This is a genomic window from Methanosarcina spelaei (assembly GCF_002287235.1).
GTDB classification, from domain to species: domain Archaea; phylum Halobacteriota; class Methanosarcinia; order Methanosarcinales; family Methanosarcinaceae; genus Methanosarcina; species Methanosarcina spelaei.
Window position 1 is genome coordinate 1 of record NZ_LMVP01000549.1, and the last position, 14,139, is coordinate 14,139.

The 14,139-nt window shown below is 38.3% G+C and carries 8 protein-coding genes and 3 pseudogenes; 3 read left to right on the forward strand and 8 right to left on the reverse strand.

Features of this window, described 5'->3' with window-relative positions; translation table 11 throughout:
* Nucleotides 1–30: 30 nt before the first annotated feature.
* The 7 genes and pseudogenes from ASJ81_RS21080 to ASJ81_RS21110 all read right to left on the reverse strand — a co-directional run.
* A pseudogene (locus tag ASJ81_RS21080) lies at nt 31–315 on the reverse strand (DUF6444 domain-containing protein); the annotation flags it as partial.
* 534 nt (nt 316–849) lie between these two features.
* Nucleotides 850–2,046: a metallophosphoesterase gene (locus ASJ81_RS21085; protein WP_095646080.1), complete on the reverse strand. Its 1,197-nt coding sequence runs from the start codon at nt 2,044–2,046 to the stop codon at nt 850–852.
* Between the two features lie 174 nt (nt 2,047–2,220).
* Nucleotides 2,221–3,447 (reverse strand): aldo/keto reductase, encoded by a 1,227-nt coding sequence (locus ASJ81_RS21090; RefSeq protein WP_095646081.1) that lies wholly within the window; start codon nt 3,445–3,447, stop codon nt 2,221–2,223.
* 233 nt (nt 3,448–3,680) lie between these two features.
* Nucleotides 3,681–4,262 (reverse strand): annotated as a pseudogene (locus ASJ81_RS21095) (methionine synthase); the annotation flags it as partial.
* A 206-nt stretch (nt 4,263–4,468) separates the two neighbouring features.
* Nucleotides 4,469–4,926, reverse strand: a pseudogene (locus ASJ81_RS21100) (methionine synthase); the annotation flags it as partial.
* A 583-nt stretch (nt 4,927–5,509) separates the two neighbouring features.
* Nucleotides 5,510–5,671: a pro-sigmaK processing inhibitor BofA family protein gene (locus tag ASJ81_RS24115; RefSeq protein WP_245860415.1), complete on the reverse strand. Its 162-nt coding sequence runs from the start codon at nt 5,669–5,671 to the stop codon at nt 5,510–5,512.
* A 664-nt stretch (nt 5,672–6,335) separates the two neighbouring features.
* Complete coding sequence (locus ASJ81_RS21110; RefSeq protein WP_095646082.1) at nt 6,336–8,909, reverse strand: PAS domain S-box protein; 2,574 nt, start codon at nt 8,907–8,909, stop codon at nt 6,336–6,338.
* Nucleotides 8,910–9,813: 904 nt separating this feature from the next.
* On the opposite strand from ASJ81_RS21110, the gene ASJ81_RS21115 reads away from it, so the two are divergent.
* The gene (locus tag ASJ81_RS21115; RefSeq protein ID WP_095646083.1) at nt 9,814–10,092 is read left to right on the forward strand and encodes an acylphosphatase; all 279 of its coding nucleotides are present in this window, start codon (nt 9,814–9,816) and stop codon (nt 10,090–10,092) included.
* 58 nt (nt 10,093–10,150) lie between these two features.
* Here ASJ81_RS21115 and ASJ81_RS21120 read toward each other — a convergent pair whose 3' ends face one another.
* Nucleotides 10,151–11,617: a sulfatase-like hydrolase/transferase gene (locus tag ASJ81_RS21120; protein ID WP_245860417.1), complete on the reverse strand. Its 1,467-nt coding sequence runs from the start codon at nt 11,615–11,617 to the stop codon at nt 10,151–10,153.
* Between the two features lie 666 nt (nt 11,618–12,283).
* Between ASJ81_RS21120 and ASJ81_RS21125 the strand changes: the two genes are divergently transcribed.
* Nucleotides 12,284–13,435, forward strand: a complete 1,152-nt coding sequence (locus tag ASJ81_RS21125; RefSeq protein ID WP_095646085.1) for a DUF2157 domain-containing protein — start codon at nt 12,284–12,286, stop codon at nt 13,433–13,435.
* Between the two features lie 67 nt (nt 13,436–13,502).
* Nucleotides 13,503–14,078 (forward strand): GDYXXLXY domain-containing protein, encoded by a 576-nt coding sequence (locus ASJ81_RS21130; protein WP_095646086.1) that lies wholly within the window; start codon nt 13,503–13,505, stop codon nt 14,076–14,078.
* Nucleotides 14,079–14,139: the final 61 nt, after the last annotated feature.

The following is a 14,139-nucleotide window of genomic DNA, read 5'->3' on the forward strand; positions in this document are numbered from 1 at the left end:
GCAGCAGTTCAAAGAATGCTCTATTACCTAATCAGGATTATCAACCATTTTAAGAGTTGTTCCTGGATGACCTTCTTGACCTCCAGGGTTCTTTTCGCTCTTTTTACGGAGACTCTTGGGATTAGGTTTTCCTTTGACAAAAAAATCAGTAGAAGGAGGTTTACTGCTGTTTCTGCTATTTTGATTTAAGCGAGATTCTAAAACTTGCAATTTTTCACTAAGCTGTTTTATTTGAGATTCAAGACTCTCAATGTAAGTTGCAATAACTTCAGGATTTGAAGTACACAGAGCAAGAATCTCTTCACGTTTCATCAAAGATAGAAATAACTCATTGTAAATCCAATTTTTCCTCGAAAAGAGGAAAAATTGTGTAGCCCTAAAAAGGCTACCTGAATAGTAACGAATTGAAAAGAAAACAAACTAATTTCTCGATCAGAATTTTGATTAGTTCACTTAGAATACTTATCTCCACTATCGGCTCAAACAAAGAGACCATATATTATAATTGCGAGCGACTTTTTTACTCAATTATTGAAATTAGCTTTTCCATTCTTAGAGAGCCTATCCTATAACTCAAAATTGCATCTCCTAATCTGGAATTAAAAATAATCAATGAGTTTTTCATCAAGGTAAATAGTTCTGAAACTTTTATCAATCTCCGAGTATAAGCTAGTTTTTGAATGAGCTACTCATAAAATAGGATCTAAGCGTTTGAGATGCAAAATTAAGTACAACAAACGCCATGATAAAAGACATCTTTTAGTCAGTTAAGGAGTTCAATCATATTAGTTTTCATTCAACTGCATAAGTCATAAGAAAGTAAAACATCTGTTTTAAGAGAGTAAATATCTATTTTTCGAAATAAATAGTTAGATCTGTGATTTCAGAGTTACTTCCAATCCTTATTGGTGGACCCCATGTGCCGAATCCAGAGGAGACAACTATCTGATATTCTCCTTTTCTCAAATAGCCCCAACTGTTTTCAAATATATGCTTGGCAATCAAATTATTGGGGAAAAATTGTCCGTTATGAGTATGCCCAGACAATTGCAAATCAACTCCATTTCGCTGTCCCTCCTCTAGATTAACAGGTTGGTGATCTAACAGAATAATCGGGAGATTGTTGTCGATTTCTTCTATAAGGCTAGATAGCTCAAGACGTGCTTTTCCGAACATACGACCAGCCGTGCGATCATCTCGGCCAATTATATAAAATTGATTGTTTATTTTCATGCACTGATCAACCAGCACATTAATCCCAGCCTGCTGCAAATATTCAATGGCCAGCTCACTATTGCCGCCAATATATTCATGGTTTCCAAGAACTGCATACACACCGTACCTGGATCTTAGTTTTTTCAGTATTTCCGGCATTTTATTATTAGCAAAGAATCTTACATCCTCATCTATGATATCCCCGGCAAGAATCACAATGTCTGGATCAAGCTCGTTGATTCTACTAACCATTGCATCAAGACGATCATTATCAACTACCAGCCCAAGGTGTATGTCGGATACCATAACAGCATGAATTTCTGATAAATTTTGTACTCTTTTTTTAATGGTAATATCATAATGCACAACTTGTGGATTGTTTGCATTCCAGGTTCCATATATTAAAAGAAGAAAAACCAGGGATAAAACTAAAAAACCCCAGTAAAATGATGGGTATTGAATAATCTGTGTCGTTGGAAATATGAGATTAGTTAAGTGATGAAGAATATCCATAACTATCCACATCAAAAAAGAATAGTAAATAGCAGCCAGCCAGTAATCGCCCGCTACAGAGATTAAATCATTAACATATCCAGGATAAAATCTCTTTCCTAACCTGGATGCAAAAAATGATGTTGCAAGAAGTGAATAGCAGGTCCAGTAAAGCAAAGAGTGAGGTTCGATGAGATTGGTTAATGATTGAAAAAAACGTAAACCTACATAATAGTTTCCTGCAACATAGACAGAGATAAAAATACTTAAAATAGCTAGAAAAATCAAACTTATCTTTTTGTTTTTCTGTACTTTGTTTTTCTGTACTTTATCCGTCATAATATTCTATCTCATAAATACTTTCTTAATGGCGATTTTCGAAACCTTAAATAGAAACTAATTTATAATAAATGAAAAATTATTCAGAGTATTAGGCCCCTCAAAAATAACTTGAGATCCTCTTAAGACAGCTTCTTGGGGATATCTGAAAAGTGTTGTGACTATTTAGTATGATTAGTCCTGTATATTGTTTTGTGGCTTAGTTTTCCTTAAAGACTGCCTTATCATGGCCAATCTTTGCTCAAAGTCAGTCCCTTCAAGTTCTTCTGCCACAGCTTTTAGCAGGTCAGGGATTTTCAGACTCTGGGGACATTTCTCCATACATTGACCGCACTCAGTACATAGAGAAGCAAATCCTCCAGGCTCACTGTCCGTGAATGCTCCGCTCATCCGCATAGCATATGCGAATTTGGATCCATCCACATTGCCAAACATGTGCAAGTTGTTATAAATATCAAAACATTCAGGGATGTTTACTCCTGAAGGACAGGGCATGCAATACTGGCAGCCAGTACAGCCAATTTTTATGAGCTGACGGTACTTTTGCTCAACTCTGTTAACAAGCTGCAGTTCGGCTTCAGTCAATGAGTTAGGATAGGCTTCATCTGCTGTTTTCAAGTTCTCCTCTATTTGGGCTTCCTCATTCATGCCTGAAAGCACGGTTGTGACTTCCGGATGGTTCCAAATCCAGCGAAGTGCCCATTCTGCTGGTGTACGTTTTACGGATGCTTCGTTCCAGATTTCTTTAACTTCAGAGGGCACTCGATTGGCCAGATTACCTCCGAGCAGAGGCTCCATGATAATAATACCCAGGCTCTTTGAAGCCGCATATTTAAGCCCTTCTGTTCCTGCCTGGTGCTTCTCATCCATGAAATTATACTGAATCTGGCAGAAAGTCCAGGGATATGCATCTACAATCCGTTTGAAATCCTCAATTGAGCCATGGAAAGAAAAACCTGCATTGACAATACGTCCATCGGCTTTTGCCTTATCAAGGAAATCAGTCACACCAAGAGGCTCAAGTATATCCCACACTTCTCCTGCAAGACCATGGACCAGATAATAATCAATATGGTCCGTGTTGAGTCTCTCTAACTGAGCATTGAGGAAACTATCCATATCTTCTCGACTTTTTATGAGCCAGGATGGAAGCTTTGTAGCAAGTTTAACCTTTTCTCGATATCCGTCCGCAAGGGCACGGCCAAGGAAAGGCTCGCTTTCTCCCATATGATACGGCCAGGCTGTATCAATGTAATTTACTCCGTGGTCGATTGCATAACGCACCTGTTTTGTGGCTCTTTTTTCATCTATAATCCCATCTTCTTTGATAGGAAGACGCATGCACCCGAATCCCAATACTGAAAGTTCGTCTTCATTCTTAGGCACTTTTCTGTATAACATCTTTCTTTCTCCTATGGCTTTCAAACGAATTCATGCTATGTTTTTTCCATTGCTAGTTCAGTAATGTTTGAATTGTTAGTTCAGTAATGTTTGAATTGTTAGTTCAGTAATGTTAAGTTCTTTCTGATTGACTGATCACTCATATTTTTTAAGTTTTTCATTCCTATTTTTGCTAAATCTTATTATGTAAAATCGTTATAATTCACGTATAATCTCTTCTTAGTCTAATTTATTTACATCTTCCTTTCTGCATTAAATTCATTAATGGCTTTTGCCGTATTCTCAAGCAGCTTGAAAGCAAGGTCCTGATCCGGCCAGAACGCCAGCCCGCAGTCTGGATTTGCATACTTTATGCGATCCCCAAGAATGGAAAAAGCCATTTCAAGTCTCTTTTTTATGACGTCTGGAGTCTCCAGCTCAGTTACGATTTTTTGCAGATATTCTTTTTCCTTCCAGGCATTAACTCTATACCTTTCATTGATAATGCTTATAAGACTGAAAATGTCAGTTCTTGAGATTCCAACTCCTACATAAGTATTTGAATCCTCCAGTACTTTTCTGTCCAGAAGATCAAGATAGGAAGGAGTTCCCGCATATTCAAATCCAATGACATTGATAGGGGTCTCGCATATAAGTCTATACTTCAAAGGAGAATACAGATGAATTTCCATATCTGCTCCCTGTTGCCGAGCATAAGTAGAGGCAACCGTAAGAGCCGATATGATATCAGAGTCAGAAAACTGAATCTTATCATTTAATCCCAGGCTGATTTCGTCCAGAGCTATAACTTTAATTTTAAAATTTTTTGCTGTTTTAAACGACTCTGTTCCAAAATCCAGTGATTTTCGTATTTTTTAATTGAAGACCTGAGTTAGCAAGAAGAGTCCAGTTATCATCAAAATCAATATTCGACATCTAAAGACTTCAATTTTTAAGTTATGTCACAAGGATTATGACTAATTACAAAACCTAGTGGTTTTGAAATTTAAATTCATCACTAGGTTTTGGTACTGAGTCTTTTAAACGCCTGTTTAATGAATTTCTCAATATCCAGTGCAAGGATATTATAAGCGTCCACATAATCAGTTGCCCCGAAAGCCTGAAGATAGAGATCTGTCGGGCCTGCGACACAAACCCTGACTTCAAGAGTCTTTCCTGTCTTTTCTTTGTATTGTTTTGCAATCTCGTCAATTATTTCCAGCTCAAGAATCTTTGCATTTTCCTCTTTCAGTACATAAGGCTCAGAACAGTTCTTTTCATCCTTGATGATATCCAGAAACTGCCCTATCATATCTCTAAACTGAGGATAAGTGGGCACATGTATTCCCACATCGATTTTCCTCTGGAAAGCCTCCCTTACTACAGAAAAAAGTTTTTCATCTTCATTTCGATTTTCAGCTGCTGCCTTTACCCACTCCCCCGTGTGATACCTTCAGGTGTGGGAAGGCTGCCTTCATCGATAAAAATAATCCCCTTCATGCTTGGTATTAAGAGAGTTGAAGTTTTATAAGTATTGGAATTACTCTCGTAATAAAGTTAAAGTTTCGAATTTGGTTTGTCCATCTTCTCTTGACCTATCAATTGCCTAATACTATAAATTCTGATAAAGATTAACGTTTAAACAGTTTATTTTTGGTTGCTGTTTAACTGAAAACCGAAGAACTATTGATTTTCGCAATTTATTTTTAACTATTGAACAAAGTTATTTTCTGTTTAGAAAGTAATTGGGGTTGTCCCTCAATAATCAGTTGATATTTTCCAGAATACTAACACATTCGCTTTTCGCTCTAATTTTTTGTTTTTATGTACACTCACTTACCTGTAAGCAGATAAGCTTAGAAATTCGACGTTGAAAAGACTCAATTAAAAGTTCTTGACAAGTTCTACGAAAGAGGTTTTCTACAGAGCCAAAAAAGTAGCCTATGGCTTGTGAGCCTGGTAATATTTATCCACCATTTATTCCTAATATCCCGAAAACCAAATACAAACTATGTACGTAGCGTATGGATATCTTACACCAGACTACCTTAATACGGGAAATATTGCATAAGTCTTTTATTAGTTATACAAAAGCTATTCCAAGATAGTTCAATATGATAATTAAAAGTGCTCCAAAAATACCTCCAATTGCGCAAATCAACACAGTTAATAATGTTATTGCGATTTTAATCCCAAATAAAAACTTTGCTGCAGCTAAGACTAAAATTCCAAGTACAGCATTCATAGCAAGTTGAGTACCATTTTTAAGAATTACATTATAATACAACAGCTATTATAATTGCCAGAAATAGCGTTGAGATTTCTATAATTGCAAATGCCATTATTATAAAAAGTGGATATGTCAAAATAGATCTTGTTAGCTGCAGGGAAGAGAGGCCTGCGGCATATGTGTTGTAGCTGTTCGGGGGTATTGGATACCCTTTTATTTAAAAACAGATAATACCTGATAGATACTTTTTGCATATATACTATATAGCTATATCTTTAGACAAAAAGTACATTTAGTTTAGCAAGTATCCTCTTACTACTCGACTGCGCTAGCCTTCCACAATTATCCCGAAGACCTGAATCTTAACGTCGATGTGACAAATTTATCACATCGAGAAAAACATGGTTGAAGGGTTTAAAAAAGAAAAGGCTACAAGCTTAAAATATTCATTTTACTCGTTTTAATTGCACTGTGGAGCCGTCAGGGATATATTGGTCCATTTGGTTGCGAGCGATATCCCTGGCTTTATACATGGCTTCTAGGTGTATGGGCATGGTAAATTATGTGAAAGTACATAAGCTATGCTTGGTTCCGCCTTAGTCTCGTATACGCGCTAACTTCAATAATAAGTGGATCTACCACATTATACTGACTGAACGAGTTATAAGCATTATTAAACTCATTCTTGTAGAGTTAATACTTGATTATTTTTTTCTTTTACAGTGAATCTTATATTGAATTTCGTCCCCTTGTTCCTTTCCAGTTCAAATTCACCATCTAATTGTTCTACAAGGGAAGTTACCAGCTGAAGCCCAAGGCTATCAACCTCTTCAATATCAAGGTTTTCAGAAATGCCTACACCATTGTCTGAAACAGTCAGGGTAAAACTTGTATTCTTACAGCCTTCCTTTTCGTATTCTTCGTTTTCGTCTCTATGGAGTTCGATTCGAATTTTCCCTTCATTTTTGTCGGGAAATGCGTACTTGAAGGAATTTGAAACGAGCTCATTAATAATGATGCCTAATGGAACCGCATAATCCATATCAAAGAAAATATTTTCTTCCAGATCCAGATTTAAGCTAATGTTTGAATTTCTAAGCCTGTATGTCTGGAAGAGATTTTCAGCGAGTTCCTCAATGTACAGCGAAAAGTTAAGTGTGTCGAGCTCTTCACTTTTGTATAGTTTCTCATGGATAAGAGCCATGGATACTACTCTGTTCTGGCTTTCCCTAAAAGCTTCCATAACTTCTAAATTCATTATGAATTCTCTGTTACCGAACTTTTCTGCCTGAAGATCAAGCAGGGAGGAAATTACCTGAAGATTATTTTTAATTCGGTGATGGACTTCTTGTTTACGGGCAATTTCTAGCCTCCTCATAGATTCTTCTGCCATTTTACGCTCTGTGATGTCTCTTATTACAATGACTACTTGATCATTGTAATAAGGTATAGCAGTTGCACTCACATCCGTCCAGATAGTACTGCCATCTTCCTTGATTATCCCTATCTCCGAGTTTTGAATAGAACCTTTCTCTCCCAAAGCCCTTACACTAGGAAATTCCTTAACCGACATTTCCGTACCATCTGGTTTGACATATATTCGAGTTGTATGTTTTCCTTTGAGTAAATCTGATCTCGAAAGACCCACAATGTTTTCTAGGGCAAGATTTACATCTAGAATATTTATTTCTCTATCGACAATGGAAACTCCAACAGGCAACAACTCAAAAAGAGTCTTCAGTTTGCTCTTGCTCTCTTTTAGCATTTCTTCTGCTTTTTTACGGTCCGTAATATCCTGAGTTGTTCCACTCATCCGAACAGGAGTGTTTTTTTCTTCATCAAAAATTACTTTTCCATATGAATGGACTGTGCGCTCTCCACTTGGTAAAATGATTCTATAATCAATACTATAGGATTCTCCGTTTAAAGCTTTTTCAACAGCACTATATATGGAGTCTCGATCATCCGGATGTACACGACTGAAATATAAATCGAAAGTCGCCTCTAATTCTTGAGGATTAAGACCGAAAATACGATATGTTTCATTAGACCAGCATACTTTGTTAGTTACAATATCCCAGTCCCAACTTCCGAGATGAGCAATTTCTTGAGCTTCAGCAAGACTTTCTTGACTTTCCTTCAAACAATTGTAAGCCTCTTCTAGCTCTGCTGTACGTTCTTTGACTTTTTCTTCCAAAGTATCATATGCTTTTGTTAGCGCTTCTTCAATACGGGCGCGTTCAATGGCCGCCCATATTCGTTCAGAAGTTTCAGCTATGAGATTAAGTTCAAATTCTGTCCATACTCGGGGCTTAGCACTATGCACTCCAAAGGCTGCTACCCATTTGCCATTTTTAACCAAGCCGAGGCTGGCGTTGGATGCAATATTAATAGATTTGTAGGCTTCACGTTCAGCTTGTGTAAATCTAGGGTCGGTTGATACATCGGAAAAGATAACCCACTTACCTTCTTTATAGGCATCTATTGTCATTTGGCTGAAATCTGAGGCATGTAAAGTACAGGCAATTGAGGGTACGCCGTTTACATAGTCCCCGGTAATGACTACTTCTTGTTCATCTATAACGCGAGCATATGGGACGCGATCTGCATGAATCTGCTCGCCAAGGATGCGCGAGGCTGTGGACTGTATCTCATCCGAGTTACTTAACTTTCTTAAAGCGTCGCTAAGCTTAAGCAGGAATGCCTGTCGTGCCTCGCTTTCTCGTAGCTTCTCTTCTGCCTGTTTCTGTTCGGTAATGTCTGTGAACACGATCAGGTTGCTGACGAACCGACCATGCTTGTCCATGATCGGCGAGCTGCTCAGTCTCACCCAAACGTCGCTGCCGTCCTTACGTCTCATCTTAAAGTCACAGCTGATCGGCTTTCCAGCCTTGAGTTCTTCCCACTCTTTTGAGGCGTGAGCTAGCCAATCTTTGTTAACGAAGTCATAGCCTGACCTACCTATAAGCTCATCGACGCAGTAGCCGAGTAATTTTGCTATGGATTCGCTTGCCTCTGTGATAATGAGATCTGGATTGATCCACCAGAAACCATAGTTAGTAGCAGTGACGATCCTGCGATACTTTTCCTTGATCTCTTTTAGCGCCTCTTCAGCTTGCTTGCATTTGGTGATCTCCTGACTTAGTGCTATGTTCTCCGCACATAAGTCTTGATTGGACTTTTCCAGTTCAGCGATCCGTTTTCGCAGCTGGATCTCCATTTCATCCTTATCCAGAAAGTTAGAAGCAGTCATAATTCCTCAACCCTGCTTTAAAACATGGCACTAATATTTCCTATTAAATCTGTTCAGCTTATCCTGTTATCTTATAGAATTGACATAAATTGATTCTAGGCAAATCTCTAATGCCTATCAATTGTTAATTCTTTATCCAACCATATTTATAAAAATACTATATATTTATTTTTAAACTTTTAGCATGAAAGTTGTTTGAGAGAAGTTATATTATATTTACTATAGATAAAAATTTCTAAAAAATTCAGATAGAGATGTATTTTTTGGCAAAAAACGTATTGGAAACTCTTCCCTGATTTCAATCGTCAGATACGTTATGATTTGATTTAGTCATATATCTTAATATGTGTATAAAAAGAAGGAAATATAAAAGACAATTTTAGCTCAGTCTGCAGGAATCTTTACACCCACCATCACACCTAAAAATCCCTAAAAACCCCAACCCCCAACTTAACCAACTATTAAAAACAGTATCCCTCTTTCAACCCATTTTTTTCAGTCAAACACTCGAATCAAGTTAGTGCACAAGAGCCGGATCTTTAACATAACCTTTGAAGCATACAAGGTTATTACAGATAGTATTCTAAAATCTCTTAGAAATTTATTTCAGAACAGATAATCAAAGCTTCACTAGCGCACTCTGCTGCAAGCAATGAAGCATATCTACACCGAAAACTTCTTTTGAATCCATACAACTTACCCAGAGACTCTACACTTGGTTAAAAATAGTTTCTTTACTGTAACTCTAACAGATTCAAACATCGTTTTAAAAATGGACAGCGAATTTCCTTATTCTTCTTGTTTATTAGTCAAACTTTTCCTATATCCCAAAAAACACTTCCCACCAAATTCCCTACCAGAACTAACCATAACTATAAATTATGGTTATTCAAAATAGCCATTTGTGACCTCTGAAGAAACTGTGCGTGCGGAAATCCTTGTATCAGGAAGGGTACAAGGCGTGGGTTTCCGAAGATTTGCAAGAAATGCTGCCGAGCGTCTGGGCGTAGAGTCTAACCCCAAGAATTTAAGAGACGGCAGGGTTTTTATCATTGCAGAAGGCAGACCTGAAGCTGTAGAGCTCTATATAAGTGAACTCAGGAAAGGGCCCACGTTTGCTCATGTGGAAAATGTCGATGTCACTTTTAAGGAAGCCCTTGGAAATGTTGACCAAGCCTTTTGAAAAAAGGCTTGAGCGAAAACGTAGAAAAAAGTAGGAAAAAAGCATGGTAAATGTCTATTCAGCTTTTTTTCAGGATCTTTGCAATAATTACAATTCCGGCAAGATTTACCAGTCCTATCACAAGATATCCTATAAGACGCGTTAAGCTCGAACTGGATGTTCCCGATTCCTTTTTCAAGAAACTGGCAGTAGAATTTTTTCCCGAACCTGATACTGATTCCGGATTATTTTCATTACTTTCTTCGATTTTCTGCCCTTTTTCAGTGAATTCCAACACCGAGTCGGTTTCAAGAGTGAGCTTTTTTTCCTGCTCTTCAAGGCTGTTTCCGGAATCAAGAGCAGCCCTGACCGTATAGCTACTTTCCGGCTCAAGCCCCAGGAAGAGAAACTCGTCATCATGTTGCAGGGAAGTTACAGTATTTCCTTCCTTCACGTTTCCTTCTTTTACGTCCCCGTCCTTTCCATTTACATTCTTCCTGAGTTCTATAGAACCTTTTTCAGGGAGTTCCACCTTCAGGTTTACATGGCCTGTCAGAAGGATCTGTTTTCCTTCTGCAAACCTTGGGCGGTCCGGAATATCAAGAATTCCAAGCAATGTAGGGGCAAAATCTTCCTGGCCGTGCTTTCCCCTGAGAATTCCGCTTTCAACGCCCTGGGCATGCACTATAAGGGGAATTAGTTGTGCTTCATCAGTTACCATAAATTTTTCGGACTGGTGCCCACCTTTGGAATCGTCTTTGGAAAAACCCATTCCATGGTCTGCTGTCAGTAAAAAAGCAAGGTCATTTTTCTTGCAGAGTTCATTAAGTGAGGAAATATCGGTATCGAGACATTCGATGCAGTCTACATACCCATAATTATCCCGGTGGTGCCCGCTTGAATCTACAGCACCTACATTGATAGTGAGCAGGTATTTTTGCTCCGGTCTGTTTTTTGCCATATATTCAACAATACTGTATGCAGCTTCGACTCCCCATCGGTTGTATCCGCTGTACTTTTCACGGGTCTCTTTGGATTTGATGTATCCGGGTGCTTTATTAGCTGCCTTTTTCATAACCTGTAAAAGTCCTTCCGGCACTTCCGAGCTGTCAGAAGAAGGTTCGGGTTGCTCAAGGACAATTTTCATATTACTTATTGAGTTATTTTCATCCCTGAGAATGACATCCTGCTCGGCACGAATCGACCAGGAGTCCCCTCTTTCCATAACTGCAATACAGAGATAACCTTCCTTGTGTAGCATATCGAAAACAGTGGCATCTTTAAAGCTTACAAGTTCACTGTCTGCACCCGGATTTCCCGTGACAAGGACCGAATGTCCTCCTTCGGTAAAAGTTTGAGGGGCACGAAGTTCCAGAATTTTGGCACTTTCTTTACTGATTATAGGGAGATTTTTAAGTTTGGCTTTCTCAAGAGGAGTGCCATCGAGTGCATGCGGTGTAAGTTCCGGATAGATAAAAGGTGCACTCAGGCCATCTACGATCAGTACGACCGCACCCTGAGGTGTGTTAACTGGACTTACCTCCACCTCGGTGAGCCCGGAGGCAGGGGATGGAAAAATGGAAAAAGCAATAAGTGTTATAAGAAAAAACAGAACTGAGATAGACTTGGGTTTTCTGACGGCCTGTAACATTATAAATTATTTTATTTTTAACCTATAAAGAGTTTACCTTTTAAAGACAAACTTTATGCGGATGTCCTGTGGATGTCCTGTATTACTTTCCGACTTTATTACATGATGAGCGTAAAGGATTATGAATCTCCTGAATTTAAGTAGGAGAAGAATGAACCTTCCTCTCTACTTTGTTTCGTTTTAAACCTCCATACCGTTAATGCAGAACAGAGAAAAGTGTCTGAAAAAGAAAGGTGCACGTTTCCTCATTTACATTTCTTAATAATTTCTCAATAATTTCTCAATAATTTCTCAATAATTTCTCAATAATTTCTCAATTCCCTTTACATCCTTTCTTTTTGTTGTAACATATTTCTACTGCATGTCCGCTTTTCCAGATTTGCTTTTTGGGCACATGACTTATTGGTGTTTCTGCCGGTTCAAAGTCTTGAAGAATTTCAGAATATTAGATGCTGCATTACATAATAGAGTAATTTAATCTGGTAAGCTTCAGACAAAGGAAAAAATTATTTTATATGCGATCTAAAATTATTTATATAGTTACATTAATAGAATTAGTACATGTTTGACCAGGATCTGATCCAAAAATGGCTGGACGAAGGCACAATTAATCACGCCCAGGCTGAGAAAATGAGGGCGGACATTGAGGAATATAAAACGGAACACAGGTCAAAAAAACAAATTATTGCCTTCTCAACCATAGGGGCGATTTTAATCGGGATTGGTGCCATACTCTTTGTAGCTTCCAACTGGGAGAAAATCGGAGATGCCGTAAAGATTCTGCTGCTTGCAGGAAGCACTCTAAGCATACATTACACCGGTTATCGCTTGAAATATGAAAACCAGAAATATCCAAGGCTGGGTTCTGCTCTGCTTTTCCTCTCAGCTCTGTTTTTTGGAGCAAGCCTCTTCTTAATTGCCCAGATTTACAATATCAACGCTAACAATAGCACCCTTGTCTTGATATGGCTTTTTGGAGTTTTTCCCCTTATATACGGTTACAGGTCTACTGCGGTTGCCGGGCTTTGTTCTTTACTTTTTTACATATGGATAGGCCTTCTGTACAGCGAAAGAAATAGTTTCGGTGAATTGATAAATTTCCTGGACCTCTATCTTATCTCAGGCATTGCCCTTTATTTTACAGGAACTTTTCATGAGTTATCAGCAAAAGCGAAATACGTTGCACCAATTTTTAAGTTCATGGGACTGCAAGCTGTACTCCTTGCACTGTTCATGTACACTTTCGGGTTATGGGAATCAAAAAATGAAGAAATTGTTCCGGTAGTTTATGTTTTCCTGGGAATCCTTTTTCTGGCAGGCCTTCTTTCTAAATCACTTCGATCAAAGCTTACATGTTTTCAGACAGATATGAGCATGGGTGTAATCTCGTTTTTAATGGCGGGATTTACTTTGATAACCCAATACACCCCCGTGTCAGAAGAAGCCTATGTAGGCTTTTTTAATCTTGTTTTCCTCGGGCTTCTGATTCTTCTCCTATATGCAGGGTATAGCACAGAAGACATCGGGATAGTTAATACTGCAATGTTCTGGTTTATACCCTTGATTATTGCAAGATATTTTGATTTTTTTTGGGACCTTCTTCCAAGATCGTTCTTTTTCATGATTGGTGGGCTTGTCCTGCTGACTATAAGTATAGTACTGGAAAGGAAAAGAAGAGAATTAAAAGCTCAGTTTGCAGGAGTGGGACAATGAAAAACTGCGGTCTTAGAGCCAGAAGCTGTCGACCAACGAACCTTTCAGAAGCAGGGAGAGACTACGAATGAACCAGAAGAAAATCCTTTACCTTACCATAGTTTTCTGGCTCCTGATTTTCTCAGGCTTTATCGTTTATAAGGAGTATACTCTCAGAACCGGCACTGAGGTTCTGCTCAAAACCTTACCAGTAGACCCAAGAGATCTTTTCAGGGGAGACTACGTGACCCTTAATTACGAAATCAGTACTTTGGATATGGAAAAGATTCCATCTGAAGACTCTTACTTTTATAGCGACGAGCCAGTATATCTGGCACTGGAATTAAAAAACGGTTGCGGGGTACCTAAAAAAATATACACTACTCCACCCGAAGATGGACTTTACATCAAAGGTAAGGTAAAAGATGTTATATACGACTGGGAAACAGACGAATCAGGTATTACAACAGAAGAAGAAACCATTAAGGAGCTTCGGGTCGACTACGGCATTGAAAGTTATTTTGTTCCCGAAGGCAAGGGAATGGAGATAGAAAAGGCACAAAGGACCGAGAAAACAGAAGTTACTGCAAAAATTATCGTTGACAAGTACGGAAATGCCGTAATCAAGAGTTTATTGATTAACGGAAAAGAAATTGAGTTCTAAATCGTATCACCTCTATTAGATTATGAGAATCAGAAAATACAGATTTTCATCAGTTGATTTT

Coding starts and splice junctions, on each gene's coding strand:
- ASJ81_RS21085 (WP_095646080.1), bottom strand. CDS start 2,046: ATGACGGATAAAGTACAGAAAAACAAAGTACAGAAAAACAAAAAGATA.
- ASJ81_RS21090 (WP_095646081.1), bottom strand. CDS start 3,447: ATGTTATACAGAAAAGTGCCTAAGAATGAAGACGAACTTTCAGTATTG.
- ASJ81_RS24115 (WP_245860415.1), bottom strand. CDS start 5,671: ATGAATGCTGTACTTGGAATTTTAGTCTTAGCTGCAGCAAAGTTTTTA.
- ASJ81_RS21110 (WP_095646082.1), bottom strand. CDS start 8,909: ATGACTGCTTCTAACTTTCTGGATAAGGATGAAATGGAGATCCAGCTG.
- ASJ81_RS21125 (WP_095646085.1), top strand. CDS start 12,284: ATGTTTGACCAGGATCTGATCCAAAAATGGCTGGACGAAGGCACAATT.
- ASJ81_RS21130 (WP_095646086.1), top strand. CDS start 13,503: ATGAACCAGAAGAAAATCCTTTACCTTACCATAGTTTTCTGGCTCCTG.